The following is a 25,180-nucleotide window of genomic DNA, read 5'->3' on the forward strand; positions in this document are numbered from 1 at the left end:
TTCAGTTCCAGAGGTCGATATGGCGCGCGCAATTCCTCCTATTCAAACGGTCTCAACGGGGCTTGTGGTCGCCATCGTCGGGTTCTTCAGCTCATTCCCCATTGTGTTGCAGGGGCTGGCGGCGATGGGCGCCTCGGCGTCCGAGTCCGCCTCGGGCCTTATGATGGCCGCCATTGCGATGGGTCTGACAGCCATTGGCCTAAGCCTGTGGTATCGGCAACCTATCAGCGTGGCATGGTCAACGCCGGGTGCCGCGTTATTGGCGGTCTCCGCAATGCCAGCGGCGGGCTTCGCTGAAGCCGTTGGCGCGTTCCTCTACGCAGGCGCGCTGACTGTGCTCGCCGGTCTTTGGCGTCCTTTGGGGCGACTGGCCTCGGCAATCCCAACAACCCTGGCGCAGGCGATGCTCGGAGGCGTTCTGCTGCCCCTGTGCATCCTCCCCTTCAAGGCCGCCGTTGACCTGCCATGGCAAGCCTTGCCGGTGATCCTGACATGGTTCATCGCTGGACGGGTAAACCGACTGTTCGCTGTTCCGGCGGCGGTGGTTGCAGCCGCAATAGTTGTGGTTCTGAACGCAGGCGATGCATCCGTTGCGCCGTCTCACCTGATGGCGGCACCGGTCTGGATCATGCCGACATTCTCTTTGGCATCGATCATTGGCATTGGCATCCCGCTTTTCATCGTCACCATGGCTACACAGAACATCCCTGGCATCGCTGTGATGCGCAGTTTTGGCTACTCGCCCGCTTCGGGCAAACTGTTTTCCTCGGTCGGAGCAGCCAGCATCCTGTCGGCCCCCTTCGGCGCTCCGGCTACCTGTCTCGCCGCCATAACCGCCGCGATGTGCTCCAACGAGGACAGCCACCCTGATCCAGCCCAACGATATTGGTCTGCCGTGATGGCAGGCGTATTCTATTGCCTTTTCGGCATCTTTGCGGTGGCTATCACAGGTTTTGCCGTACATGCCGACCCTCTGCTGATGGGAACATTGACGGGGATCGCCCTGATCGGAGTGCTGGCAAATGCGACCCATGCAGCTCTGGAAGTGCCCGCCGAACGGGAGGCCGCTATTCTGACCTTTGCCATCACAGCCTCCGGAATCTCGGTCTTTGGTCTGGGCGCTGCGGTTTGGGGGCTGCTGGCGGGAGGCGTCGCTTATCTGGTCACGAATCGAGCCCGGTAGTTGCTTTCAAAGCCTTAAAGGCTGGGATATCCTCTCGCTATGTTTGGATCGCTTGGAAAACTGATCGAGCGTCAGATCAAAAAGGCCCAAGCCGAGGGTCAATTACAGGGATTGGAAGGCGAGGGCCGCCCTCTGCCAGACCGTTCCGGTGAGGCCCAGAGCGACGCAGCCCTGGCAGCGGGCCATAGGATCATGGCTCAGGCTGGGGTGCTGCCGGAAGAGTTCGAGATTAGAAAAAAACTTGATGCGGCACGCAAAGAGTTTGCAGGTCTGACAGATCCGGACGAACGCAAATTGGCCATGGCCCGGATCGCTGATCTTGAGATGCGCTACAACATGGCACGCGACGCCCGCCGCGCCTTTATGCGCTAGTTACTTGAACTCGGGCTTACGGCCCTGCATCTGCGCCATCACGACCTCCATCTGATCGGTTTTGCCGATCAGTTCGACCTGTTCAGCGGATTCCTCCAGCAAAACTTCGGCGCGGGTTTTGGTCTCGGCCACTTCAATCAGGCGTTTGGCGGCGCGAATGGCCGAAGGGCTTTGGCCTGCGATATCTTCGGCCAACGCCAGCGCTTCGGTCAGCGGATCGTCCGAGAGTTTCGTCACCAGCCCCCACTCCGCTGCCTGCTGCGCGCCGATGGGGCGTGCGGTGTAAGTCAACACCCGCAGCACGTCCGAGCGCACAAGCTGCGGCAGCAGAACCATTCCGCCCATATCGGGGATGATGCCCCATTTCATCTCCATCACCGCCAGTTTGGCCTCGGGATGTGCGATGCGGATATCGGCGCCCAGCGCGATTTGCAGGCCACCCCCGTAAGCCACGCCTTGAATGGCGCAGATCACCGGCACCGGTACGCGCCGCCAGACCAAGGCCAGTTCCTGCATCTCGTTGGCGTCTTTATGACTGCGGGTCATCAGCCACTCGGTTGGGTCCATATGGGCCATCTTGGCAAAGCTCGCCATATCAAGCCCGGCGCAAAAGCTTTTACCCTCACCCGACAATACCACGGCGCGGGCGTCTGAGGCCGCAACCTCCTGCCCGGCGGACAGCAGCGCCTTGACCATTGCGTCATCCAGCGCGTTCATCTTGTCGCCGCGCGTCAGCGTGACATGGGCGATGTGATCTTTGTACTCGACGGATACGCGTGTCATGCGGACCTCCCAATTTCCGTTGTCCCAACCATGCCCGGAAGGGTTGCCAAGTTCCACCGCAACGTCGGGGCACGTCTGGCGGCGCGATTACAGGTGGTTGCCTGACAGCGGACCATGAGGTTATCTCGCATCATGACTGACCCACGCTATACCCCGCTTGCCCTGTCTTTGCCCGCAACCGTGCCCTTTGTCGGGCCCGAGACGCAAGAGCGCCAACGCGGTGCGCCCTTTGTGGCCCGGCTGGGCGCGAATGAGAGCGTCTTCGGCCCCTCGCCGCGTGCGGTCGAGGCGATGGTGGCCACAGAAATCTGGATGTATGGCGATCCAGAGAACTATGATCTGCGCCACGCTCTGGCGGATCATCACGGGTTGCAGCCTGAAAACATCGTGGTTGGCGAAGGGATTGATGGACTGCTGGGGTACCTCGTTCGATTGCTGGTCGGGCCGGGTGACGCGGTCGTGACGTCGGACGGAGCCTATCCGACTTTCAACTATCACGTGGCCGGGTTTGGCGGCGTGTTGCACAAAGTGCCATACCGGAATGACCACGAGGACCCCGCAACGCTGTTCGCCAAAGCAGCGGAAGTGGGTGCAAAGCTGGTCTATCTGGCCAACCCCGACAATCCGATGGGCAGCTGGCACAGCGGTGCAGATATCGTAAAGGCGATGGAAGTCCTGCCCGAAGGGTGCCTTTTGGTGCTGGATGAGGCCTATGTGGAGTGCGCCCCCGAAGGGACAGCGACACCGATCGGGGCGGATGACCCACGCGTGATCCGGATGCGCACGTTCTCCAAGGTCTACGGCATGGCCGGAGCGCGGGTTGGCTATGCGATCGGCGCACCGGGGCTGATCGCGGCCTTCAATAAAGTGCGCAATCATTTCGGCATGAACCGGGCCGCACAGGCAGGTGCACTGGCGGCGTTACAGGATGCCGAATGGCTGGCCCATGTGCAGGCGCAGATCAGCACGGCTCGGGACCGGATCAGCCAGATCGCACGGGATAACGGGCTTGAGCCCCTGCCCTCGGCCACGAATTTTGTGGCCATTGATTGCGGGCGGGACGGTGCCTTTGCCAAGACAGTACTGGAGGCACTGGTGGCACAGGGCATCTTTGTGCGAATGCCCTTCGCCGCACCTCAGAATCGCTGCATCCGGGTCAGCTGCGGAGAGGCCGCGGATCTGGACGCCTTCGCGACCGCGCTGCCACAAGCCTTGGCGGCAGCGCGGACTGAATAGGCCGTGCTTATTGGGATAGAACTGCGGCTGCGGCCTCAAGCGCGCCTTTACCGCGCGGGATATTCTGGGCGGCCATTGCGGTCTCCATGCCCCCCAATATCGCCATCACCATCTGACCGTTCACATGGCCCATATGGCCCAGACGGAAAAAGCCGTTCCAATCCTCCATCCCAAGGCCGATGCCCAGCGTCAAGCCGATCTGCGTCTCGGTAAACCGGCGCAATGGCGTACCGCGCTGATCCGTCAGACGCAAAGTGGTGACAGCGTGGCTGCGGTGACCGCGATCAGCCACGTTCAAATGCAGCGCGTCTCCTTCAGCCCAAGTTTCGCAGGCTGTCCAGATTGCAGTGGCAAGGCGTTCGTGGCGGGCCCAGACATTCTCGATGCCTTCTGCGTGGATCAAGTTCAACGCCGCGCGCAGGCCATACAGGTGGTGCGTAGGCGCGGTACCGTTGAAATACTGGTAGAATAGCTCAGGTTTCACCCGCGGTTGCCAGTCCCAGTATTGCGAGACTCGCGGCATCTCGGCCCGCTTGGCTTGTGCTTTGTCATTGAAGAAGACAAACCCAACACCCGCTGGCGTCATCAGCCCCTTTTGGCAGGCGGTGACCATGACATCGACACCCCAGGCATCCATCTGGAACCGGTCGCAACCCAGCGAGGCGATGCAATCCGCCATCAACAGCGCCGGGTGGTTCACCTCGTCCAGCAGCGCCCTCAGCGCCGGGATGTCGTTACGGATCGAACTTGAGGTATCCACATGCACTGCCAGAACCGCCTTGATCCGGTGACCAGTGTCAGCGCGCAGAGCATCCGCGATGCGCTCCATATCCCAAGGTGAGGACGTGCCGAAATCGATCAGTTCAACCTTGGCACCGATTGCCTCGGCCATCTCGGCCCATCCATGGGTGAACCGGCCCGAGGCCGGTGCCAGCACGGTTTCCCCCGGCGCGATCACGTTGGACAGCGCGGCCTCCCACGTGCCATGACCGTTGGCGATGTAGATGGCGACGTTGTGTTCAGTCCGGGCTACACGACGCAGATCGCGGGTCAGGGCCGGCATCATCTCGATCAGTTCGCCGTCATATATATTGGGAGACGGGCGATGCATGGCCTGCAGCACCGCATCGGGCATGACCGACGGGCCGGGAATAGCCAGATACTCGCGCCCCTGCGCGAGAGAGATTGGGTTTGTCATGGGGTCAACCTGTGTGAATTGACGCCCACCCTAGCGCAGCAAAAAGTGGCGTCAATCCGTCAGCTTCGCGGCCTCACGCGCAAGTGCTTCGATCCCGACCCAATCGCCGTCCAGAACCATCTGCTTGGGCGCAACCCAGCTGCCACCAGCGCAAACGACATTCGACAAAGACAGGTAGTCTTTCGCATTCGTAGGCGACACCCCACCGGTCGGACAGAAGCTGATCTGCGGCAGCGGCGCGCCAATGGCTTTCAGTGCAGGCGCACCGCCCGATGCCTCGGCTGGGAAGAATTTCAGCATATCATAGCCTTGCTCCAAAAGGCGCATTGCCTCGCTGGCAGTGGCGGCACCCGGCAGCAATGGCAGGCCTTCTGCTTCACAGGTAGCGATCAACGCGTCGGTCGCGCCGGGTGAAACACCAAACTGCGCGCCTGCCTCTTTGGCGGCGCGGACGTCATCAGGGGTAACCAGCGTGCCTGCTCCAACGACGCCACCGGCGACTTGTGCCATCTCGCGGATCACGTCCAGCGCCGCAGGTGTGCGCAAGGTGACCTCCAACGCGGGCAGGCCACCGGCAACCAAAGCCTCGGCCAGAGGGCGAGCGTGTGCGGCATCGTCAACGACCAGAACGGGCACAATCGGTGCCAGAGCACAGATTTCGCGGGTAAGTTGGGTTTTCGACATTGGTTACGCTCCGAAAATACTAGCACCGACGTCGGCGGAACCGACATTGTTGCGGAAGGCGGCGAACAGATCGCGCCCGGTGCCATGTTGATTGGCGGACAGATCGGCGGTGACTGGGGTGCGATCCAACACACCGGGGGTGAGGATTTCCAGATCGCCTTTCACAGCGTCTACTCGCAGCAGGTCGCCATCCTGCAGATAGGCGATAGGACCACCTTCAAGCGCCTCGGGACAGACATGGATCGCGGCGGGAACCTTGCCCGAAGCCCCGGACATACGGCCATCGGTGACCAGCGCCACCTTCTGCCCCCGGCCCTGCAGGATCGACAGCATCGGCGTCAGCGAGTGCAGTTCGGGCATACCGTTGGCTTTGGGGCCCTGAAAGCGGACGACAACAATGACGTCGCCAGTGAATTCTCCGGCCTTGAAGGCAGCTTTGACCTCATCCTGATCGTGGAAGACACGCACTGGCGCTTCGACGACCTGATGTTCAGCGGCAACGGCCGAAACTTTCATAACGGAGGTTCCCAGATTGCCGGTCAGGCGCGACAGACCACCCGTGGGCTGGAAGGGGTCCTTGGCGGGGCGGACGATCTTTTCATTCAGGCTGTGGCCTGCGCCCTCTTCCCAAGTCAGCTCATCACCCTTCAACTTGGGCTCTTTGGTGTAGTTGTGCAGACCCTGCCCTGCCACAGTCAGCGTGTCGGGATGCAGCAGCCCGTCTTCGAGCAGCGTTCCGATAGCAAAGCCCAGACCGCCAGCCGCGTGGAAATGGTTCACATCGGCCAAGCCGTTGGGATAGACCCGCGCGATCAGGGGTACCACGGCGGAGATGTCGGAAAAGTCCTCCCAATCCAGCACAATACCCCCTGCGCGTGCCATCGCGATCAGATGGATCAGCAAGTTGGTCGAACCACCTGTCGCCATCAACCCGACGATGCCATTCACAAAGGCGCGCTCGTCCAGTATCTGATAGACCGGCGTATAGTCATTCCCCAACGCGCTGAGAGACAGGGCCCGGCGAGCACCTTCCTTGGTCAGGGCATCACGCATCGGTGTGTTGGGATTGACGAAGCTCGACCCCGGCAGGTGCAGGCCCATGAACTCCATCAGCATCTGGTTGGTGTTAGCGGTGCCATAGAAGGTACAAGTGCCCGGGCCGTGATAGGCTGCCATTTCAGCCTTCATCAGCTCGTCGCGACCAACCTCTCCGGCGGCGAATTGCTGGCGGATTTTGGCCTTTTCGTCATTTGGCAGGCCGCTGGTCATTGGGCCCGCAGGCAGGAAGACCGCAGGCAGATGCCCGAACGCCTGCGCACCGATGATCAAACCGGGGACGATCTTGTCACAGACACCGAGGAACACAGCCGCGTCATAGGTATTGTGGCTGAGCGCCACGCCGGTTGCCAGCGCAATCACGTCGCGTGAAAACAGCGACAGTTCCATCCCCGCCTCACCCTGCGTGACCCCATCACACATAGCAGGCACGCCGCCCGCGACCTGTGCAGTGCCACCGGCCGCGCGGATCGCGTCGCGGATCAGGCCAGGGTAACGTTCGAAAGGCTGGTGGGCCGAGAGCATGTCGTTATATGAGGTGACGATGCCCAAGTTTCCGGCAGTACCCGTCGCCATCGACTGCTGATCCTGCCCCGCACCGGCATAGGCATGCGCCTGACCACTGCAGGACAGGTGCGCGCGCGCTGGGCCCTTTGACCGGGCCTGCTCCATCCGCTTTACATGCGGCCCGCGCAGGTCGACGCTGCGGTCAATGATCCGCTGGGTGACGTCTGTGATAACAGAATGAACCACTTTAGCCTCCGATCTGGCGCCAGCGGCGCCCGTCGCGATGCATCAGCATCAATGCTTCTTCGGGGCCTGAACTGCCCTGATCGTACCGTGCAGGACGGTCACCGCGATCTTCCCAACCCTGAATGATTGGATCGACCCAGGCCCAAGCGGCCTCGGCCTCATCCCCGCGCATGAACAGGGTCTGATCGCCGCGGATCACATCCATCACCAGCCGTTCGTAAGCATCGGGCGCACTGGCCTCAGCGCCCAACGCATCGGCAAAGCTCATGTCCAGCGCCACGTCGGACAGACGGAAGCCGCCCGGGCCGGGGTCTTTGATTGTGGTGCGCAGAGTAATGCCCTCATCCGGTTGCAATCGGATCACCAGCACGTTGCCATGCAGTGGGCCAACATTCGGAAAGATCGTATGCGGCGGGTCGCGGAAGAACACGGCAATCTCGGATTCCCGCGCCCGCAGACGCTTGCCGGTGCGAAGATAGAACGGCACCCCGGCCCAGCGCCAGTTGCCCAAATGAACCTTCAGGGCAATGAAACTCTCGGTCCGGCTGGCAGGATTGCCGACGTGATCAACGTAGCCACCCTCCCCGTCTTTAGCGCGATACTGGCCGCGCGCGATGTCTTTAGGTTCAACGGGTTCCAGCGCCTCAATCACTTTGACCTTTTCGTCCCGCACAGCGTTCGGCGCGAATTTCGAGGGCGGCTCCATCGCCGTCAGACACAAAAGTTGCACCAAGTGGTTCTGGATCATGTCCCGCATCGCGCCGGATTGGTCGTAATACCCGCCGCGGCCCTCGACGCTAACCGTTTCGGCAACGGTGATCTGTACGTGGTCGATGTGAGTCGAGTTCCACAGCGGTTCGAAAAGCGAGTTGGCAAAGCGCAAGGCCATCAAGTTCTGCACCGTTTCTTTGCCCAGATAGTGGTCGATCCGGTAAATCTGATGCTCTTCGAAACAGGCGCGCAAACCTTCGTTCAGCGCCTTGGCAGAAGGCAGGTCGTGTCCGAAAGGTTTCTCTACCACGATGCGACTGTCTGGCGTGGCCATACCGTGATCATGCAGACGCTGCGCGATCCCCGAGAACAGGCTTGGACCAACCGAAAGGTAGAATGCGCGCACCACGTCAGGACGCAGGGATTTGGCCAGATCGGGCCAGCCAGATTCGCCCATCGCATCAACCTGGACATATTCAACATGGCTCAGAAACTGATCCAGTACGTCCTTTTGAAATTTTGGTGCAAATTCCTTCATCGAGGTGCGGATCTGGTCGCGAAACGCATCGCTGTCGATGTCCGACCGGGCAGTGCCGATAATCCGGGCGTCCTCGGGCATCTGGCCCACTTCGAAACGGTGATACAAGCCCGGCAATATCTTGCGCTGTGCCAAATCGCCCGTGGCGCCGAATAAGACAAGGTCAAACGGATTGACCGGAATTACGCGTGAAACCATCGACGGGCTCCTTCAGTTTTCACCTGCGCCACCATAGCACCACTCTTCCTCGGCACCTGCGACATGGGTCATGTTATCGCTAACATTTGCGATCTGAATAGGCAATGCAGCTGCAGAAAGCAAGCCCGGAATTGGAAATCAACTCTGATTGCGTAGCCATTCCATAACGGCGGGCCGCACGGATTGCTCTCCGCGATGGCGCGCGTCAGCAATGATTTTGCGCACGGCTTGCAGATCGGCGCGCAGCAGGACGCTTTTTACCGGGCCGATCGAGGCCGGTCGCATCGACAGTGAGCGAATGCCCATCGCGGCAAGACACAATGCCTCGACCGGGCGACCGGCATCTTCACCACAGAAGGAAAGCGGCGTATCCGAGATATTGCACCGCTCGACGATCCGCTCAATGAAGGTGAGGAAGCTGACATTCAGCGTGTCATAGCGGCGGCGCACCAATTCGTTCTCGCGGTCAGCAGCAAAGAAGAACTGCTTCAAGTCGTTGCCGCCGATTGAGACGAAATCCACCTCATCAAAGAACTTTTGCGGCGCAAACGCGAGCGACGGGGTTTCCAGCATCGCACCGACTTCGAGTGTTTCGGGCAGAACATGGCCAAGGCGTTTTTCTCGCTCGATGGTCTTGTTGACCTCCCACTTGGCTTCGCGGAATTCGTCCGCCTGCGCCACGAAGGGGAACATGATCGTCAACGGACGGCCATTGGCGGCGCGCAATAGCGCCTGCAGCTGCATCCGCATTACACCGCGCTTATCCAGACCCACACGAATAGCGCGCCAGCCCAGTGCCGGGTTCGGCTCTGCCACGTGTTTCATGTACGGCAGAACCTTGTCCGACCCGATATCCAACGTCCTGAACACGACGCGCTTATCACCGGCTGCATCCAGAACCCGCTGATATTGCGTCACAAGCTCGGACCGCTTCGGCATCTGGTTGCGGATCAGGAACTGTAGCTCAGTCCGGAATAAACCAACGCCCTCGGCTCCCGAGTTGTTCAGGGAGGGCAGGTCGGCCATCAAGCCTGCGTTCATCACCAGATTGATCCTTTCCCCATCCCGCGTCACGGTTGGGGTTTCGCGGATCGAGGCGTAGCGCTCCTGCGCCTTGGCCTGCATCGCAATCTTGTCGCGGAAGGCGCTGACCACAGTATCTTCGGGGCGTAGGTGTACTACGCCCTGATCGCCATCGACCAGTATATGGTCACCGTTCAACGCTTCGGTGGTGATGCGACCGACGTGGACAACCAGCGGAATCGCCAGCGCACGGGCGACAATGGTGGCATGGCTGCCAACCGAGCCTTCTTCGAGCACGATGCCCTTCAACGACCGGCCGTATTCCAGCAGATCGCCTGGGCCGATATTGCGGGCGATCAGGATCGGATCGGGCGGCAGGTCGGCCCCATCAGTTTTGCCCTGCCCGGTCAGGATTCGAAGCAACCGGTTGGACAGGTCGTCCAGATCGGCCAACCGCTCACGCAAATAGAGATCGGTTACCTGCCCCATCCGGGCGCGGGCCTGTGACTGCTCTTTCTCGACTGCAGCTTCGGCGCTAAGGCCACGCGCAATGTCCTCTTCCATCCGCCGCATCCAACCCTTGGAGTTGGCGAACATGCGGTAGGCTTCGAGAACCTGTAGCTGTTCCTTGTCAGCCCCCTGCGAGATTTCCAGCATCTTATCTACGCCTACACGCAGTTCTTCTACGGCTTCGTTTAGCCGTTCAAGCTCACGATGCGGATCTTCAGCAATGGGGTTGGTCACCACAACGCGCGGCTCGTGCAGCCAGACATGCCCCTCGGCCGAACCCTCTTGCGCAGGCCCGCCACTTAATTGCACGGATTGCTGGTGCAACGGCGACAAAGCTGCGCCTTCACCAACGAATGCACCCAGTTCGGCCATTTCAGCCAGAACCATGGCGACGACTTCCAGTGCATATACCTCATCCGCCGAAAGCTCTCGTGCTTCGCGGGATTGGACCACCAGCACGCCAAGCTTCTCACCCAGACGCTGAATGGGCACCCCAAGGAAAGACGAAAATCGCTCTTCCCCGGTTTCCGGCATGTAACGGAAACCTTTGGCTGACGGCGCATCAGCGGTGTTCATCACCTTGCCGGATTGGGCAACGCGCCCCACCAGCCCCTCGCCCATGCGCATACGGGTCTTGTGAACCGCTTCGGGCGACAGGCCCTCGGTGGCACAAAGCTCCAGCGTATCTTCATCGCGGAACAGATAGACCGAGCACACCTCAGCACTGATGCTGTCTGCGATCAGACTGGTAATCCGGTCAAGACGTTCCTGACCGGCGGCCTCGCTCGCCATCTCCTCGCGCAGCCGCCCTAGCAGCTTGCGTGATTCTGTTTCAGTGCCGTCCGCCATGGCCCAACCAAATTAAGGTGTCAGGCTAAACCCTTGGCTGAATGCTCAGGCCGCCTTGTCCAGTTCAAAAGCATCATGCAGTGCCTGAACCGCAAGTTCCATGTATTTCCTGTCGACAAGGACGGAAATTTTAATCTCAGAGGTTGTAATGACCTTGATGTTGATCCCCTCATCCGAGAGCACCTTGAACATTTTGGCCGCAACACCAGACTGAGAGCGCATCCCGATCCCGACAACAGAGACCTTGCAGACATCTTCATCTGCGACCAGTTCGGCGTAGTTCAGCTCACCCGCATCCTTGATCGCCAGCAGCGCCTTTTCCGCGCGGGCAACCTGATCAGTCGGGCAGGAAAAGGTCATATCCGTGCGCCCCTCGTCCGAGATGTTCTGCACGATCATGTCCACATTCACGCCCTCATCGCTGAGCGCGGTAAAGATGGTCGAGGCGATACCGGGGCGGTCCGCTACCGATACGACGGTCATCTTGGCCTCGTCACGGGAATAGGCCACACCGGCCACAACATTGGATTCCATGATATCCTCCTCGTCGCAGACCAGTGTACCGGCCTCGTCGGATTGTTCTTCGAAACTAGAAAGAACGCGCAGTTTCACCTTATAACGCATCGCCAGCTCGACCGAGCGAGTCTGCAGCACCTTGGCCCCCAGCGAGGCCAGTTCGAGCATTTCCTCGAACGAAATGCGGTCCAGCTTGCGCGCCTTTTCACAGATGCGCGGGTCGGTCGTATAGACGCCGTCCACATCAGTATAGATGTCGCAGCGCTCGGCACCAAACGCAGCTGCAAAAGCCACAGCAGTTGTGTCCGAACCACCGCGTCCCAGCGTGGTAATGCGGCCCTCGGGGCTGATGCCCTGAAAGCCTGCCACAACGGCAACCTTCATACCTTCGCCAAATTTCTGGTTCAGGTTTTCGGTGGGAATTTCCTCGATCCGGGCTTGGCTGTGGGCGCTGGTGGTTTTCAGCGGCACCTGCCAGCCCTGCCAGCTGCGGGCTGGAATATCCATTTCCTGCAGCGTCAGCGCCATCAGACCAGCGGTCACGTTTTCACCCGAAGACACCACGGCGTCATATTCGCGTGCGTCGTACAGCGGCGAGGTCTCGTCAACCCAACCCACCAATTCATTGGTCTTGCCGGACATGGCCGAAACGATGACGATCACGTCATAACCCTTGGCCACTTCGACGCCGATGCGTTTGGCCGCGCGGCGGATGCGGTCAAGATTGGCAACCGATGTGCCACCGAATTTCATAACGAGTAAGGGCATGGGGGTGGTCTCTCCGCGCCTTGGACTTCAGGTTCCGTGCGTCTTATGCGAGGGGGGCCGCAAGGGCAAGGGTTCAAAACCGCACTGCGCGCCGCACGGGGCCGCTTTACATCCGGTTGAGGGGGTGTCAGCCTTAGACGACGCATTTTCCAAGAGGTTTTCCATGCTCCGCCTTGCCATCGCCGTTGTCCTGCTGTCTTCACCCGCATTAGCGCAAGTGGCCACACTGGCCGCAACCGATGGCAAGAACGCCCTGGGCACGGTGCCCTGCGCCTCGGGCGGCGAACCGCTGAGCAGCTGCCGTGCCGAATTGCGCCACCATGACGATGGCACCACGACATTGGCTGTCTCGTTGGGTGGTGGTGAGGTACGCAGCATCTATTTCACAGATGGCGTCCCGAATTCCAGCAGTTCACCCGCCCGGATCAGCCACGAAACCCGCGGTGACCTGACGGTGGTATTCATCGATCCGGATGAAGTTTACGAAATTCCCTCAGCGGCGCTGATCCGTCAATAAGCGTGCGGACGACCATCCCAGGTTTCGAAACAACCCGTATTGTCCAGTGACAACGCATCAAACTGCTCGATCAGGCCCTCTGTGGCCTGATCCGAAGTGATTTCGGCATCAGGTCCGCCCATATCCGTTTTTACCCAACCCGGATGATAGATGCCTACGGCGATGCCGTCCGCGCGCAGATCGGTCGCCAGATTCCGCCCCAGATTCAGTGCTGCGGCCTTTGAGGCGCGATAAATGTAGCTACCGCCCGGTGCGCGCGAGTGCGACGCCATTTGCGAGGACAGAATGGCAACCTTGCCGCGCGCCGCGCGCAGGTTGGGCAGCAAGGCCTGAACGGTCAGGAACACGCCAGTGACATTGATGGCAAAGCTCTGCGCCCACATCTCTGCCGGATAGCCCTCGATGCCCTGCCCTTTGTCCAGATAAACACCTGCATTGCAGATCAGCAGATCAACCGGCTGGCCTTCCAGTTGCGCCGCCATGTCCGCGTGCTGCGACGGGTCGGCGACATCCAACACAACTTGCTCAGAACCGTCTCGCGCGGTACCGGTCAACGTATCACCCCGCGCGCGAAAGCGATCCGCCAGCGTTCGACCGATTCCCCGACCCGCACCGGTGATCACAACATGCATGAATCAGTTGGTCTTTCTGCTGGGAACAAATGGCAGCGGAGCCACCGGTACCCCGTCATCAATCAGGGCCTGCGCGTCTTCCGGCCTGGCTTCGCCATAAATTGCCCGTTCGGGGGCGTCTCCCAAATGAATCTTGCGCGCTTCGCTGGCAAAATCCTTGCCGACATAATCGGAATTTTCTTCAACCTTGCGACGCAGTTCTGCCAACACCTTTTCGACGTCGGGTGCTGGCGCCGCCACCTCTATCGTGTCGGCCTCAGGCGTCGGAACCAAGGTCCGCGCTTCGGCATTGCGAGCTGGGCGCACACGCGGCGTCATTATGGCCTTTTCGACATGCGCGCACCCACACACCGCGCATGTCACCATGCCTGCGGATGCCAATTTGTCGTAAGCGGCGGCCGATTTAAACCAACTGTCAAATGTATGGCCGTTGCTGCATTTCAATGCGTATTGAATCATGTTCCGTCCAAAATGTCGGTTGCCAAATAGATACCGGGGCACAAGACAATATCAAGCCCCTCCAGGGGCAACTCAGTGCCTAACAGGCTCAAGCTTTCGTAACAATAGTGCCAGTTCGTGTGAATTGACCTTTGAGGCGGCTTTTTTTGGCGAAAACCACTTTCGATCCCGTTGCCTGCACTCAGGAAAACGAGATGCGACCGATTGCACCAGCAAGGGGAATACATCAACCGCGCACAATACCGGCCCCTTTTTGTTGCGATTCTTCTGGTAATAAAACCGCCCCACCGCCTGGGCTTCGCACAGTCCGCGAATTCCGGCCTCTTCCCAAGCTTCCTGGCAGGCTGTTTCGGACGGGCTCAACCCGTTGATCAGCCATCCTTTGGGAATGATCCAACGACGGGATTTACGTGTCGTTATCAGCAACACCTCAGGGCGCCCCTGCTCGATGCGATAGCACAGTGCAGCCGATTGCTGCAGCACCGGGAGGTGCCTGGTCTTTCGCGAAACATAGGGCGCAAATTTGGCGTCAATCACGCTAGCCGCCTTTCAAATGGAATCCTTGCCTGTTTTCCCGCGATTTTTTTGCCTATTTAGCGGGACCTCAGACCACTGATACCATATGAAGCGTTTTCCTCCAAGCCCTTGGCTTTGGGTCACATGCGCGTCGCCAGTTTTCGCACCAAATCATCATGCGGAATATCGGCATCAATCGCCAATCGCCGCAGGCCAAAATGCACGCGGGCGATCTGCTGGTAATAGCGTGTATAGACATAGTTGGTGCCGCCCCCGGCAATCGCCCCCAGTACCGGCACGGACTGCGCAGCCAGTTTTTGCCCCAGTACGACCGACAGACGCGGAGCAACCGTCGCGATCAGCTTTTGCATGGCCGGACCGGTCAGCGTCAGCCTGACGGAAAAGAACCCGAGATCGGCACCATCGTCGCTGGACAAGGGCCCTGCAGCCGACAGTACACGGACGCAGTCGAACTTCACCCCCTCTTCCGATGGGTCGAAACCCTCGCGGGCTGCGGCCCCTTGTATGGCACGCAACAACATCGCAGTGGTCGCAGGTAGTTCCATTAGGGCAGTAGATATTCCACCCATTCCTCCGGCTGCGCCCATGGCGGTGGTCACTGCAGTGTTGACCCAAGGGTGTTGGTCGGGAACCGCGCGGCGCGAGCCTTCTGCCGCGTGCATTGCCAGCCACAGGGCCTGTTCCGTCGCTCCTGTCAAACCCTGCCTGATCGGCTCGGGCAATTGCTCGAGCAAGGATTCTGCCGACCCGCCCAGACTGTTCAGCAGCTTGACGCCCGGACCGCCCGCAGATCTGTAATACCCGGCCAAACGGTCCAATTCGGCCTCGGCATCCAGTTTTTCGACAAGAACCACGTCCTGCATAAGTACCCTCCTGTCCTTTAGACATCGGGGCTTACGGCAAGCGTTTCAATAGCTCAGAGCCTCCAGCGGGTCACCGGACCACGAATGCCCTCCCAAACGCCGGGCGACAACTCCACTCCCAGAACACGGTCCGGGTTGGTGGGGGGCGGCATCTCGACCCCGCTCAGACGCGTAAATCCGAACCGGGCATAATACGGCGCATCACCAACCAACATGACACGATCCCAGCCCAATGAGCGACCGGCCTCAAGGCCTTCGTGGATCAGAAAACCGCCCAGCCCTTCGCCTTGGTGGGTGGGGTGCACAGCCACCGGCCCCAGTAGCAGCGCATCGTGGTCACCCACATGCACCGGCCAGAACCGGATGGCTCCGGCCAGAATGCCCTGCCCGTCCCGCGCCACCAGAGACATCCCGGCCACAGGCGGCACATCATCGCGCAGACGATACGAGGACAGCGCCTCACGCCCGGGCGCAAAGCACAGGTCATAGAGGGCCTCGACCTCCCACCAATCATCCGGCTCTTCCGGCCTGATCCCGAACTGCTGCACCCCGGCCCTCTTTTCCTTGCTGGCATTCGCCCTAGCACTTCGGTACGCCTTGGGCAAACGCTTGGAGTTCATATGTTCTACCGCCCCGAAGACGGCCATGGCCTGCCGCACAACCCGTTCAACGCCGTCATCACGCCCCGCCCGATCGGCTGGATTTCCACCCGCAGCCCGGAGGGGATCAACAATCTGGCCCCCTATTCGTTCTTCAACGGAGTTGCCTATACCCCACCGCAGGTGATGTTCGCGTCAACTGGCACCAAGCACGATCAGGAAAACGGTAAGGACAGTGTCGCCAATATCGAGGCAACTGGTGTGTTCTGCGTCAACGTCGTCGCCCATGCGCACCGGGACGCGATGAATGCCAGTTCCGCAGGATTGCCCAAACACCACGACGAATTCGATCACGCCGGTCTGACATCCGTTGAATGCGAGACTATCCCCTGTGCACGGGTCGAGGGTGCTCCGGCCGCGCTGGAATGCAAATTGACGAAAATCGTTACCCTGCCAGGAGAGTCAAACCGGGTCGTGTTTGGCGAAGTCACTGGTGTTCACCTGCGCGACGACTGCCTGAAGGATGGCATTTTTGATGTCACGGCTTTCCAGCCGTTGGCCCGATTGGGATACCGGGATTATTCGGTTGTCACCGAGCTGTTTTCCCTTAGCCGCCCGGACGACTAAAAAAGCGGGGATGTTATCCCCGCTATTTTTTAATCAACGTCGCTAAGGCAGAGCCGTGCGGCCTCAGTGGCCGCCCAGGATACCGGTGCGAACTGAATAATCCACCGCCAGTTCGTAATCCGGGTCGTCATCACTATCGACCATCAGGTGACCGGCTTTGGTAAGAAGCTTGTGACAGTCACGGCTGAGATGGCGCAGCATCACGCGCTTACCTGCGGCCTCATATTTGGCGGCGATGTTCTCGATGGCCTGCAGCGCCGACTGGTCCACAACGCGGCTCTCGGCAAAATCCACGATCACCGTTTCTGGATCATTTGGCACGTCGAACAGTTCGACAAAACCTTCGGATGAGCCAAAGAAAAGCGGGCCTTGGATTTCATAAACCTTGGCACCCCTTTCGGTGGAGGATTCGCGAGTTACGGCGTGAATTCGTTTGGCATTATTCCAGGCATAGGCCAGTGCCGAGACGATAACACCGACGACCACGGCAACTGCCAAGTCTTCCATCACGGTCACAACGGTTACCAGAACGATCACGAAGGCGTCCGTCAGCGGTACTTTGCGCAGGATCTTGAACGAGTTCCAGGCGAAAGTTCCAATCACCACCATGAACATCACCCCGACTAGTGCGGCCAGCGGGATCTGCTCGATCAGGGGCGAGGCGAAGAGGATGAACACCAGCAGGAACAGCGCCGCCGCGATACCGGCGATACGGGTACGACCGCCGGATTTCACGTTGATCATCGACTGCCCGATCATCGCACAACCGCCCATGCCACCAAAGAAACCTGTGGCCACGTTTGCGACGCCCTGCGCGATACACTCTTGCGAGGCTCCGCCACGCTTACCGGTGATTTCACCAACAAGGTTCAGGGTCAGCAGCGATTCAATCAGGCCGATGGCGGCCAGAATGACGGCGTAGGGCAGGATGATCTCAAAGGTTTCCCAGTTCAGCGGCACCATCGGGATGTGGAACGCGGGCAGTCCGCCCTCGATCGAGGCCAGGTCGCCAACGCGCGGCACATCCAGTCCAAAGCCGATCACCAGCGCAGCCACAACCAGAATACCAGCCAGAGGCGCAGGAACGATGCGCGTGATACGCGGCATGACCCAGATCACCGCCATGGTCAGCGCCACAAGACCCAGCATTGTATAAAGCTGCAGACCTGAGAGCCACTCGCCCCCACCAACACCGTGGCCAGTGTTTTCCATGGTGCCTGGCACCTTGAACTGGCCCAATTGCGCCAGGAAGATCACAATCGCCAGACCGTTCACAAAGCCCAGCATCACCGGATGCGGCACCAGACGGATGAACCGCCCCCAGTGCATGGCCCCGGCAATCACCTGCAGGATGCCCATCAGCACAACGGTCGCGAACAAGTATTCGACGCCGTGCTCAGCCACCAACGCGACCATCACCACGGCCAGCGCCCCGGTTGCGCCCGAGATCATGCCTGGACGGCCACCGATCAGCGCCGTGATCAGACCGACCATGAAAGCTGCATAGAGACCAACCAGAGGATGCACCCCGGCAACAAAGGCAAAAGCCACGGCCTCAGGCACCAGTGCCAGTGCCACGGTCAGACCGGACAGCAGTTCAATCCGCAGGCGCGAAGCGGTCAGCCCTTCGTCCGGCACCCAACGCAAATCGGGTTTGGCTATACGATTGGCAAAGCTTGCCAGCATGGCTCGGGGCATGGGGCGGTCCTGTCGGTCTGTTTTGTTCTCGCGAAAGGGGCCTTTTAGCGGTCAAAACCCACCTTAGATACCGCGTCAGGCGGGACCCTGATATGCACCAGGCGCATACCGGACCTGTAACCAACACAAACCGTTGAAGCCACTTGCCAAATCCTCTACCGCCCCGCAGAAATTCCCCAACGGATTTTTTTCATGCGGAGCACGGCCATGACCCAGACCAAAATCGCCATCATCGGTGGATCAGGTATTTACGAGATCGACGGGCTGGAGAATGCAGAATGGGTGACTGTCGAAACCCCATGGGGCGATCCTTCGGATCAGATCCTGACCGGAACGCTGAATGGTGTTGGCATGGCCTTCCTGCCCCGCCACGGACGCGGTCATGTGCATTCGCCGACCGAAGTGCCCTATCGCGCCAATATCGATGCGCTGAAACGACTGGGGGTGACGGATGTGATCTCGGTCTCGGCCTGCGGGTCGTTTCGCGAACACTTGGCGCCAGGCGACTTCGTGATCGTCGATCAGTTCATCGACCGGACTTTTGCCCGCGAGAAAAGCTTTTTCGGCACCGGATGCGTTGCCCATGTCAGCGTCGCCCACCCCACCTGCCCGCGCCTGTCCGATGCCTGCGAAACCGCGGGCAAGGCTGCGGGTATCACCATCCACCGTGGCGGCACCTATCTGGCAATGGAAGGGCCGCAGTTTTCGTCCCTGGCGGAATCCAAGATGTACCGCGAACAATGGGGCTGCGACGTGATCGGCATGACCAATATGCCCGAAGCGAAACTCGCCCGCGAGGCCGAGCTTTGTTACGCCTCAATCGCCATGGTTACCGATTATGACAGCTGGCACCCCGACCACGGTGAAGTTGACGTGTCGGCCATCATCGCGACCCTGACAGGCAATGCCGAAAAAGGCCGGGCGCTGGTCAAAGGCCTGCCCGATCTGCTGGGGGCCGAACGCGCACCCTGCCCACATGGCTGCGACCGGGCGCTGGAATACGCCATCCTGACGGCGCCGGAAAAACGCGACCCGGCGCTGTTGGCCAAGCTGGATGCGGTTGCCGGTCGGATACTTTAATCGGTCTGTTGCCCCAGTGCGCTTTGTACCTCGGCCCACAGCCCATGCGACCAGAGGTCGTTATGGGTACCGCCGGGGATAACGTGCAATTGCGCGGTGTCCCCTGAGATCGCCGCCAGCGCCTCGCCATGATGCAGCGGAATGGTTTCGTCCTCGGTGCCGTGGAAGATCAGGGTTGGCACAGTGATACTGTCGATCAAGTCCCGGGTGGCGAATTGATCCTTCATCAGGACCGAGACCGGCAGAAACGGATAGCGCTCGGCCGCCACATCCACGGTGGCGGTAAACGGCGCCTCAAGCACCAACAGTTGCGCATTCGGGCGCTCTTCGGCCACCGCAGCCGCCACGCCAGTTCCAAGGCTCTGGCCGTGCAGAACAATTTCCGCACCCTCAGCATCCAGCCGGTCAAACAACTGAATCCCGTCCGAGATCAGGGCCAGTTCCGAAGGCTCACCCCCACTGCCCGGGAAACCGCGATAGCTGGGCGCAAGAAGGCCATAACCGCTGTTGAGGATTTCGCGCATACGGTCCGCCCGGTCGCCCAGATTGCCGCTTTGACCATGGAAAAACAGAACCGTCGGCGCGCCCTCGATTGCCGGAGGTGCGGTCCATGTGGTCAATACCACGCCGTCGGGCATGGGGACCTTGATTACATCCACGTCGGCTAGCCCGACTGTTCTAGGGTCGGGCAGCTCTCCAGAAGGCTTGTACAGCAGCGCGTTCTGATTTGCGTACATGTACCCCACGATTCCGGCGTAAAATACGCCACCGATCAGAAGCAAAAGGACCAGCACACGCCTCAACCGTCCGGTTTTCGACCGAGACATATCTTCGAACACTTTCGAATAGTCGGGATGCGTCTGCGACACGATAGCCTCCAATCCTCACTTAATCCAAGTTTGGAAGGTCAGACGTTTGTTTCAAGGAAGATGTAGAAGCCTTAACAATATCTTTATCTGGCACGCGCCCCTTCGATTGGCACCCGGAAACAGAACAGCTGCGCAATTCACGAAAGGCTTGACCTTGCCGCCGCGTCGGGGCTTGGTGAGGGCAACATCAAAACAGGAACCCGCATGTCCCTCGACCTCTGGTTGGCCTTTGTGGCCGCATCGACCGCTTTGCTTCTGATCCCTGGGCCGACCGTTCTGCTCGTGCTCAGCTATGCCCTGTCGAAAGGGCGCAGCGTCGCCGTGGCCTCGGCCACCGGGGTCGCGGTGGGGGATCTGGTAGCCATGACTGCGTCGCTGCTGGGCTTAGGGGCGCTGGTACTGGCCTCGGCCACGCTGTTTTCCGTGCTGAAATGGGTAGGCGCTGCTTATCTGGTATGGCTGGGCATCAAATTGCTGCGCAGCGCGCCTGCGGGTGGGTTGCAGACAGTGGAGACCGGGCGCGACGTCAACGCCCGCAGCGTCTTTGGCCACGCGGCCGCCGTCACTGCGCTGAATCCGAAATCCATTGCGTTCTTCATTGCGTTCGTGCCGCAATTCCTGCGCCCGGCAGACCCTTTGGGCCCGCAATTCGCCATCCTGATTGCAACCTTTGTCGGCCTCGCTTGGCTGAACGCGCTGGCCTATGCACTGCTGGCCGACAGGCTGCGCCTGATGATCGGGAGGGCCGGCGTCATTACCGCGATGACCCGGTTCGGAGGGCTGACTCTGATCGGTATGGGGGTTGCGACCGCCGTCCTGCGCCGCCCGGCCTGAGGATCACTCCTCGGCGTGTTCCTTCATGAACCCGCGGATAAACCGCCGGATTTCCCGCGCGGCTGAGGTATCCAGTTCCTTGCACAGTTCAACAAAAGCGTCGCGCTCATCCTTGTCCAGACGCAAGACCAACTGACTGTTTTTCTTGGTAGAACTTTTACCGTCTTTCTTAGCCACGCGCCTTTTCCCCGTTCAGCTCTTGATTCCAATCGAGATGCAATGTATATACATAGCATAGAAGTTGTAGTTATCGAGCACCTAACAAAAAAATGGGATTATGGCAATGAACCTTCATGCTGCTCAGGCATTTCTTTTGCGAGACCAGCGCAACTGGCGCAAACCGCATCTGTCGTGGCTGCCTGCCGCGCTTTACCGGTACAAAAGCCTGCCGAACGCTATTTCGCAACGTCGCAAGTAAGACGACGGTAATCTTTCCTTGCAAGGCTGACCCCAATGGGCCAAACACGCCCGCGTGTTTTGACGCCAAAGGGGTTGGCCATGTCCAGAAACAAGTCGGTCAAGGATTACATCCGAACCATCGTTGATTTCCCGCACGAAGGGATCATGTTCCGGGATGTCACCACCCTGTTTGCCGACCCACGCGGGTTTCGGATGGCAATCGACCAGATGCTGCACCCATATGCGGGCGAGCGGATCGACAAGGTTGTGGGCCTTGAGGCGCGCGGTTTCATCCTCGGCGGCGCAATCGCGCACCAATTGAGCGTCGGCTTTGTCCCGATCCGCAAAAAGGGCAAGCTGCCTGGCACCACAATCAGCCAAGATTATAAACTGGAATATGGCGAGGCCATCGTCGAAATCCATGATGACGCCATTCAGCCGGGCGAGAAAATCCTTGTGGTCGATGACCTGCTGGCCACCGGCGGCACCGCCGCCGCCGGGATTAAACTGATCGAACGGCTGGGAGGTGAGATCGTCTCATGTTCCTTCATCATCGACCTGCCGGAACTGGGTGGCCGCAAGGTGCTGGAAGAGATGGGTATGGACGTGCATATTCTGTGCGAATTCGAGGGGCTGTAGGCACCCTTCGTTCACAAGACTGTGAGTGGAAATCAGGGCCTGCGCAGGCTTAGCGCGGCGTGTCGCGATTTCAACCCGGTCCCACAGACACATCCGGTGATCTTGTTGCGAGGATCACCCGTACCCCTGTTGATGCCACCTGAGGCATTTCAACAAGGGATTTGTATCATGTTCCGCAACCTCGCTATTGCTGGCGTGACCAGCCTGTTAGTCGGCACATCCGCTTTCGCAGATGGCCATTCGAAAGATATCGTCGACACTGCCGTCGGCGCTGGCAGCTTTGAAACCCTCGTGGCTGCCGTACAGGCGGCCGATTTGGTGGATACGCTGAAAGGCGAAGGCCCGTTCACCGTATTCGCCCCAACAGATGACGCGTTCGCCGCTCTGCCCGAAGGCACGGTGGAGACGCTCCTGCTGCCCGAGAACAAGGATCAACTGGTCGCAGTGCTAACCTATCACGTGGTGCCCGGCAAAGTGATGTCGAGCGATCTGTCCGACGACATGACCGCAGCCACGGTTCAGGGCGGAGACATCACTATCGATCTGGACAATGGCGTGATGGTGAATGACGCCAATGTGGTTCAGGCTGATATCGAGACCTCAAATGGCGTCATCCACGTCATCGATAAAGTCATCCTGCCTCAATAAAACGAACCGGCCCGGTTATCCCGGGCCGTTTCTACGACCGCAAAACCGCGCCTGGGTTCATGATTCCCAACGGGTCCAGCGCAGTTTTGATGGCGTGCATGGCAGCCAGCTTTGTCGCATCCCCGTATTTCTCAAGATCGCCGGTTTTGAGCCGCCCGACACCGTGCTCGGCACTGACGGACCCGTGGAATTCGTTCACAAGGTCATGCACGGCGGTTTTTACAGCCTGCCTTTTCCCATCGAACTCCGACCGTTCATATCCCAGCGGTGGGAAAACGTTGTAGTGTAGATTGCCGTCCCCCAGATGCCCAAAGCAGTTAATACGGAACGGACCAAGCGCCGACACCACCTCGGCGCCGCGAACAATAAACTCGGGAATCCGCGAGATCGGGACCGAGATATCATGGCTCGACACCGACCCAATCAACCGGTTCGCCTCGGGGATACGTTCGCGCACGGCCCACAGGTCCATGCGCTGCGCCTCGCTCTGTGCGATGACCGCATCGCCGACAAGGCCAGCCTTGTCCGCAGCGGCGTAGAGCGTTTCCAATGCTTCAGACGGCGATTGCCCGGCAAACATCCCCAATTCGATCAGTACGCACCATTCGGGCTGGGTCGCAAAGGGTTGTCGTACCTCCGGCAGCACCTCGGTCAGGAACTGCAGTCCCTGCTGGTGAATCAGTTCAAACGTGCTGACCGCGTCACCCAATTGATCCCGCGCCAGCGCCAGCAACTCAATCGCTGACTCGGGCGAAGTGACCTGTAGCATCGCAGTCCCCACCGCTTCGGGGCGCGGAAACAGATGCAACGAGGCCGCCGTGATAATCCCCAGCGTGCCCTCGGACCCGATCAACAGGTTCCGAAGGTCATAGCCGGTGTTGTCCTTGCGCAACCGGCTGAGCCCGTGCCAAATCTCACCGCTGGGCAGAACTGCCTCCAACCCCAGACACAGATCACGCGCATTGCCATAGCGCAGCACGTTCACCCCGCCCGCGTTGGTGGCAAGGTTGCCTCCAATCCTGCAAGACCCCTGCGCCGCCAACGCGAGGGGGAATAGCCGGTTAGCATCCTCGGCAGCGGCCTGCACATCAGCCAGAATCGCACCCGCCTCGGCGATCAGGATACTCTCGGTCGGATACACCGCCCGGATCGCCGTCATCCGCTCCAATGAGATCAACAGCGGCGCAGGCCCATCAGGCACAACCTGTCCGCCCACCAGCCCGGTGCCACCGCCATAGGGCACCACCGGCACCCGCGCGTCCGAGGCCAGCCGGACCAGCGCGGAAACGTCCTCGACCGTTCGCGGCAGAGCAAGTAGCCCCGCGTGCCCAGCAAACCGGCGGCGCGGTTCCTCCAGGTATCGCTCGGAAACAGGTCGCAGAATATCGTCACCCAGGTCGGCCCGGATAAGCTTTGCAAGGGTCTCATCGGCAGGATTCAGTGTCATACCTATTCCTTGCCCAAGCGGTGCGGTCGCGACAAGCCCTATTCCAATTCAATCAGATAGCGCGGCTCAAGCACCACCACCGTAGGCCGATCCGGCAGCGTCTTCAACGAAACAACCAGTTCCGACACCCCGTTACGTTCAACCGGAAAGTCATTGCGGATATCGACAAGGAACCGGTCCAACGAAAAGCCTGAAAACCAGTGCATCGGGATGATCACCGAGCTTTTCAGCCGCTTCAAGACCGAGATCATGTCGGGCAGAGGCATGGTCGTGCCACCATCAACCGCAGCCATCACCACATCCAACCGACCCAATGCCGCGAATTGCTCGTCCGAAGGGACGTGGTGCAGGTGGCCGAGATGACCGATGCACAGCCCCTCAATCTCGAACACAAAGATCGAATTGCCGTGCTCTTCCACCCCACCATAGGGGGACCGGATATCGGTCGAGACATTGCGCACCAACATCTCACCTAGATCAAGGTGATGCTTGATCCCCTGCCCGAACTCTCCCCAACCGGGCAGCACATGCGGAATGGCCGGATCGGGATGGGCGGTCCAATGGGTGCTGTGCGCGTGGTTCATGGTTACCACATCCGGGATCAGGTCGGCGCTGCCGATGAAGCCGGTGAAATCTGTCACCGCGTTCAACCCGCCCTGCGTCTGGATCAGGAACGAGGCATGGGCGATATAACTGATCCGAACTGAATACTCAGGGATCGGGTCTTGCCACGCGGCTTTGTGAATGTACTCAATCCCAGGCGCGGCATCCGCGATGGCGATACAATGGCTCGGCCGCCGCTCCTGCGCCGCAGCTCCGCTCGAAATCACCATCAATGCCGCAAACACCCAGCGCATGTGGGAAGTGTAGCGCAGAAAACCCCCAAGTCATGCCCCTTGTTCATCTGGCCATAAACATCCCGGGGGAGTCGCGGCCCACCGCGGCGGGGGCAGA

The 25,180-nt window shown here is 59.9% G+C and carries 27 protein-coding genes; 10 read left to right on the forward strand and 17 right to left on the reverse strand.

What is annotated here, in order from left to right; all coding sequences use genetic code 11:
• Positions 1 to 19 precede the first annotated feature (19 nt).
• The gene (locus GOW98_RS13025; protein WP_170332667.1) at positions 20 to 1,183 is read left to right on the forward strand and encodes a benzoate/H(+) symporter BenE family transporter; all 1,164 of its coding nucleotides are present in this window, start codon (positions 20 to 22) and stop codon (positions 1,181 to 1,183) included.
• Positions 1,184 to 1,222: 39 nt separating this feature from the next.
• Positions 1,223 to 1,555 carry a DUF1992 domain-containing protein gene (locus GOW98_RS13030; protein WP_170332669.1) on the forward strand — a complete coding sequence of 111 codons (333 nt, stop codon included), beginning with the start codon at positions 1,223 to 1,225 and terminating at the stop codon, positions 1,553 to 1,555.
• On the opposite strand, the gene GOW98_RS13035 is transcribed toward GOW98_RS13030, so the two are convergent.
• Positions 1,556 to 2,338 carry a crotonase/enoyl-CoA hydratase family protein gene (locus tag GOW98_RS13035; RefSeq protein WP_170332671.1) on the reverse strand — a complete coding sequence of 261 codons (783 nt, stop codon included), beginning with the start codon at positions 2,336 to 2,338 and terminating at the stop codon, positions 1,556 to 1,558.
• Between the two features lie 132 nt (positions 2,339 to 2,470).
• On the opposite strand from GOW98_RS13035, the gene GOW98_RS13040 reads away from it, so the two are divergent.
• On the forward strand, positions 2,471 to 3,574 hold the full coding sequence (locus tag GOW98_RS13040) for a pyridoxal phosphate-dependent aminotransferase (RefSeq protein WP_170332674.1): 1,104 nt from the start codon (positions 2,471 to 2,473) through the stop codon (positions 3,572 to 3,574).
• A 7-nt stretch (positions 3,575 to 3,581) separates the two neighbouring features.
• On the opposite strand, the gene GOW98_RS13045 is transcribed toward GOW98_RS13040, so the two are convergent.
• The 6 genes from GOW98_RS13045 to GOW98_RS13070 form a co-directional block, all read right to left on the reverse strand.
• The gene (locus tag GOW98_RS13045; protein WP_170332676.1) at positions 3,582 to 4,772 is read right to left on the reverse strand and encodes a pyridoxal-phosphate-dependent aminotransferase family protein; all 1,191 of its coding nucleotides are present in this window, start codon (positions 4,770 to 4,772) and stop codon (positions 3,582 to 3,584) included.
• 51 nt (positions 4,773 to 4,823) lie between these two features.
• Positions 4,824 to 5,456, reverse strand: coding sequence for a bifunctional 4-hydroxy-2-oxoglutarate aldolase/2-dehydro-3-deoxy-phosphogluconate aldolase (gene eda / locus GOW98_RS13050; protein WP_170332678.1), 633 nt, complete (start codon positions 5,454 to 5,456; stop codon positions 4,824 to 4,826).
• Positions 5,457 to 5,459: 3 nt separating this feature from the next.
• Positions 5,460 to 7,265: a phosphogluconate dehydratase gene (gene edd, locus GOW98_RS13055; RefSeq protein ID WP_170332680.1), complete on the reverse strand. Its 1,806-nt coding sequence runs from the start codon at positions 7,263 to 7,265 to the stop codon at positions 5,460 to 5,462.
• A gap of 1 nt (position 7,266) precedes the next feature.
• Entirely contained in the window at positions 7,267 to 8,712 is a 1,446-nt protein-coding gene (gene zwf / locus GOW98_RS13060; RefSeq protein WP_170332683.1) for a glucose-6-phosphate dehydrogenase, read from the reverse strand.
• A 138-nt stretch (positions 8,713 to 8,850) separates the two neighbouring features.
• Positions 8,851 to 11,094, reverse strand: a complete 2,244-nt coding sequence (gene ptsP, locus GOW98_RS13065) for a phosphoenolpyruvate--protein phosphotransferase (RefSeq protein WP_170332685.1) — start codon at positions 11,092 to 11,094, stop codon at positions 8,851 to 8,853.
• A 45-nt stretch (positions 11,095 to 11,139) separates the two neighbouring features.
• Positions 11,140 to 12,378 (reverse strand): aspartate kinase, encoded by a 1,239-nt coding sequence (locus tag GOW98_RS13070; protein ID WP_170332687.1) that lies wholly within the window; start codon positions 12,376 to 12,378, stop codon positions 11,140 to 11,142.
• A gap of 163 nt (positions 12,379 to 12,541) precedes the next feature.
• Between GOW98_RS13070 and GOW98_RS13075 the strand changes: the two genes are divergently transcribed.
• The gene (locus tag GOW98_RS13075) at positions 12,542 to 12,895 is read left to right on the forward strand and encodes a hypothetical protein (RefSeq protein WP_170332689.1); all 354 of its coding nucleotides are present in this window, start codon (positions 12,542 to 12,544) and stop codon (positions 12,893 to 12,895) included.
• Here the strand turns inward: GOW98_RS13075 and GOW98_RS13080 are convergent.
• From GOW98_RS13080 to GOW98_RS13100, 5 genes are all read right to left on the reverse strand, one after another.
• On the reverse strand, positions 12,889 to 13,527 hold the full coding sequence (locus GOW98_RS13080) for an SDR family NAD(P)-dependent oxidoreductase (protein WP_170332691.1): 639 nt from the start codon (positions 13,525 to 13,527) through the stop codon (positions 12,889 to 12,891). The genes GOW98_RS13075 and GOW98_RS13080 overlap by 7 nt on opposite strands.
• A 3-nt stretch (positions 13,528 to 13,530) precedes the next feature.
• Positions 13,531 to 13,986: a DUF1178 family protein gene (locus tag GOW98_RS13085; protein WP_170332693.1), complete on the reverse strand. Its 456-nt coding sequence runs from the start codon at positions 13,984 to 13,986 to the stop codon at positions 13,531 to 13,533.
• Between the two features lie 72 nt (positions 13,987 to 14,058).
• Positions 14,059 to 14,523: an NUDIX hydrolase gene (locus GOW98_RS13090; RefSeq protein WP_170332695.1), complete on the reverse strand. Its 465-nt coding sequence runs from the start codon at positions 14,521 to 14,523 to the stop codon at positions 14,059 to 14,061.
• A gap of 119 nt (positions 14,524 to 14,642) precedes the next feature.
• Positions 14,643 to 15,386, reverse strand: coding sequence for an EcsC family protein (locus GOW98_RS13095; protein WP_170332696.1), 744 nt, complete (start codon positions 15,384 to 15,386; stop codon positions 14,643 to 14,645).
• Positions 15,387 to 15,439: 53 nt separating this feature from the next.
• Entirely contained in the window at positions 15,440 to 15,934 is a 495-nt protein-coding gene (locus GOW98_RS13100) for a GNAT family N-acetyltransferase (protein ID WP_367646848.1), read from the reverse strand.
• 72 nt (positions 15,935 to 16,006) lie between these two features.
• Between GOW98_RS13100 and GOW98_RS13105 the strand changes: the two genes are divergently transcribed.
• A complete protein-coding gene (locus tag GOW98_RS13105) occupies positions 16,007 to 16,612 on the forward strand; it encodes a flavin reductase family protein (RefSeq protein WP_170332698.1) in 606 nt (201 codons plus the stop codon).
• Between the two features lie 63 nt (positions 16,613 to 16,675).
• Here the strand turns inward: GOW98_RS13105 and GOW98_RS13110 are convergent, their stop codons facing one another.
• On the reverse strand, positions 16,676 to 18,310 hold the full coding sequence (locus tag GOW98_RS13110; RefSeq protein WP_170332700.1) for a SulP family inorganic anion transporter: 1,635 nt from the start codon (positions 18,308 to 18,310) through the stop codon (positions 16,676 to 16,678).
• Between the two features lie 207 nt (positions 18,311 to 18,517).
• Between GOW98_RS13110 and GOW98_RS13115 the strand changes: the two genes are divergently transcribed.
• Entirely contained in the window at positions 18,518 to 19,390 is an 873-nt protein-coding gene (locus GOW98_RS13115; protein WP_170332703.1) for an S-methyl-5'-thioadenosine phosphorylase, read from the forward strand.
• Here the strand turns inward: GOW98_RS13115 and GOW98_RS13120 are convergent.
• Positions 19,387 to 20,259 (reverse strand): alpha/beta hydrolase, encoded by an 873-nt coding sequence (locus tag GOW98_RS13120; protein ID WP_367646842.1) that lies wholly within the window; start codon positions 20,257 to 20,259, stop codon positions 19,387 to 19,389. The genes GOW98_RS13115 and GOW98_RS13120 overlap by 4 nt on opposite strands.
• Before the next feature lie 204 nt (positions 20,260 to 20,463).
• On the opposite strand from GOW98_RS13120, the gene GOW98_RS13125 reads away from it, so the two are divergent.
• Positions 20,464 to 21,093, forward strand: a complete 630-nt coding sequence (locus tag GOW98_RS13125; protein ID WP_170332704.1) for a LysE family translocator — start codon at positions 20,464 to 20,466, stop codon at positions 21,091 to 21,093.
• Positions 21,094 to 21,096: 3 nt separating this feature from the next.
• Here GOW98_RS13125 and GOW98_RS13130 read toward each other — a convergent pair whose 3' ends face one another.
• A complete protein-coding gene (locus GOW98_RS13130) occupies positions 21,097 to 21,270 on the reverse strand; it encodes a hypothetical protein (protein WP_170332706.1) in 174 nt (57 codons plus the stop codon).
• A 106-nt stretch (positions 21,271 to 21,376) separates the two neighbouring features.
• Here GOW98_RS13130 and GOW98_RS26085 point away from each other — a divergent pair, with 106 nt between their 5' ends.
• The 3 genes from GOW98_RS26085 (at position 21,377) to GOW98_RS13140 (ending at position 22,779) form a co-directional block, all read left to right on the forward strand.
• The gene (locus GOW98_RS26085; RefSeq protein ID WP_302479271.1) at positions 21,377 to 21,511 is read left to right on the forward strand and encodes a hypothetical protein; all 135 of its coding nucleotides are present in this window, start codon (positions 21,377 to 21,379) and stop codon (positions 21,509 to 21,511) included.
• 80 nt (positions 21,512 to 21,591) lie between these two features.
• Positions 21,592 to 22,131, forward strand: coding sequence for an adenine phosphoribosyltransferase (locus GOW98_RS13135; RefSeq protein ID WP_170332709.1), 540 nt, complete (start codon positions 21,592 to 21,594; stop codon positions 22,129 to 22,131).
• 168 nt (positions 22,132 to 22,299) lie between these two features.
• On the forward strand, positions 22,300 to 22,779 hold the full coding sequence (locus tag GOW98_RS13140) for a fasciclin domain-containing protein (RefSeq protein ID WP_170332711.1): 480 nt from the start codon (positions 22,300 to 22,302) through the stop codon (positions 22,777 to 22,779).
• A gap of 31 nt (positions 22,780 to 22,810) precedes the next feature.
• Here GOW98_RS13140 and GOW98_RS13145 read toward each other — a convergent pair whose 3' ends face one another.
• Together GOW98_RS13145 and GOW98_RS13150 are read right to left on the reverse strand one after the other, a co-directional pair.
• Positions 22,811 to 24,226 carry an FAD-binding oxidoreductase gene (locus tag GOW98_RS13145; RefSeq protein WP_170332713.1) on the reverse strand — a complete coding sequence of 472 codons (1,416 nt, stop codon included), beginning with the start codon at positions 24,224 to 24,226 and terminating at the stop codon, positions 22,811 to 22,813.
• 38 nt (positions 24,227 to 24,264) lie between these two features.
• Positions 24,265 to 25,083, reverse strand: a complete 819-nt coding sequence (locus tag GOW98_RS13150) for an MBL fold metallo-hydrolase (RefSeq protein ID WP_170332714.1) — start codon at positions 25,081 to 25,083, stop codon at positions 24,265 to 24,267.
• Between the last annotated feature and the right edge of the window lie 97 nt (positions 25,084 to 25,180).

Origin of the sequence: Ruegeria arenilitoris (assembly GCF_013032445.1) — a bacterium.
Taxonomy (GTDB): Bacteria; Pseudomonadota; Alphaproteobacteria; order Rhodobacterales; family Rhodobacteraceae; genus Ruegeria; species Ruegeria arenilitoris_F.

Bases quoted from the DNA above. Each gene is read 5' to 3' on its own strand.
- GOW98_RS13115 (WP_170332703.1), top strand. From the start codon at position 18,518: ATGACCCAGACCAAAATCGCCATCATCGGTGGATCAGGTATTTACGAG.
- GOW98_RS13135 (WP_170332709.1), top strand. From the start codon at position 21,592: ATGTCCAGAAACAAGTCGGTCAAGGATTACATCCGAACCATCGTTGAT.
- GOW98_RS13150 (WP_170332714.1), bottom strand. From the start codon at position 25,083: ATGCGCTGGGTGTTTGCGGCATTGATGGTGATTTCGAGCGGAGCTGCG.
- GOW98_RS13085 (WP_170332693.1), bottom strand. From the start codon at position 13,986: ATGATTCAATACGCATTGAAATGCAGCAACGGCCATACATTTGACAGT.
- zwf (WP_170332683.1), bottom strand. From the start codon at position 8,712: ATGGTTTCACGCGTAATTCCGGTCAATCCGTTTGACCTTGTCTTATTC.
- GOW98_RS13105 (WP_170332698.1), top strand. From the start codon at position 16,007: ATGTTCTACCGCCCCGAAGACGGCCATGGCCTGCCGCACAACCCGTTC.
- GOW98_RS13110 (WP_170332700.1), bottom strand. From the start codon at position 18,310: ATGCCCCGAGCCATGCTGGCAAGCTTTGCCAATCGTATAGCCAAACCC.
- GOW98_RS13025 (WP_170332667.1), top strand. From the start codon at position 20: ATGGCGCGCGCAATTCCTCCTATTCAAACGGTCTCAACGGGGCTTGTG.
- GOW98_RS13145 (WP_170332713.1), bottom strand. From the start codon at position 24,226: ATGACACTGAATCCTGCCGATGAGACCCTTGCAAAGCTTATCCGGGCC.
- GOW98_RS13125 (WP_170332704.1), top strand. From the start codon at position 20,464: ATGTCCCTCGACCTCTGGTTGGCCTTTGTGGCCGCATCGACCGCTTTG.
- GOW98_RS13140 (WP_170332711.1), top strand. From the start codon at position 22,300: ATGTTCCGCAACCTCGCTATTGCTGGCGTGACCAGCCTGTTAGTCGGC.
- GOW98_RS13080 (WP_170332691.1), bottom strand. From the start codon at position 13,527: ATGCATGTTGTGATCACCGGTGCGGGTCGGGGAATCGGTCGAACGCTG.
- GOW98_RS13030 (WP_170332669.1), top strand. From the start codon at position 1,223: ATGTTTGGATCGCTTGGAAAACTGATCGAGCGTCAGATCAAAAAGGCC.
- eda (WP_170332678.1), bottom strand. From the start codon at position 5,456: ATGTCGAAAACCCAACTTACCCGCGAAATCTGTGCTCTGGCACCGATT.
- GOW98_RS26085 (WP_302479271.1), top strand. From the start codon at position 21,377: ATGAACCTTCATGCTGCTCAGGCATTTCTTTTGCGAGACCAGCGCAAC.
- ptsP (WP_170332685.1), bottom strand. From the start codon at position 11,094: ATGGCGGACGGCACTGAAACAGAATCACGCAAGCTGCTAGGGCGGCTG.
- GOW98_RS13075 (WP_170332689.1), top strand. From the start codon at position 12,542: ATGCTCCGCCTTGCCATCGCCGTTGTCCTGCTGTCTTCACCCGCATTA.
- GOW98_RS13070 (WP_170332687.1), bottom strand. From the start codon at position 12,378: ATGCCCTTACTCGTTATGAAATTCGGTGGCACATCGGTTGCCAATCTT.
- GOW98_RS13095 (WP_170332696.1), bottom strand. From the start codon at position 15,386: ATGCAGGACGTGGTTCTTGTCGAAAAACTGGATGCCGAGGCCGAATTG.
- GOW98_RS13045 (WP_170332676.1), bottom strand. From the start codon at position 4,772: ATGACAAACCCAATCTCTCTCGCGCAGGGGCGCGAGTATCTGGCTATT.
- GOW98_RS13035 (WP_170332671.1), bottom strand. From the start codon at position 2,338: ATGACACGCGTATCCGTCGAGTACAAAGATCACATCGCCCATGTCACG.
- GOW98_RS13040 (WP_170332674.1), top strand. From the start codon at position 2,471: ATGACTGACCCACGCTATACCCCGCTTGCCCTGTCTTTGCCCGCAACC.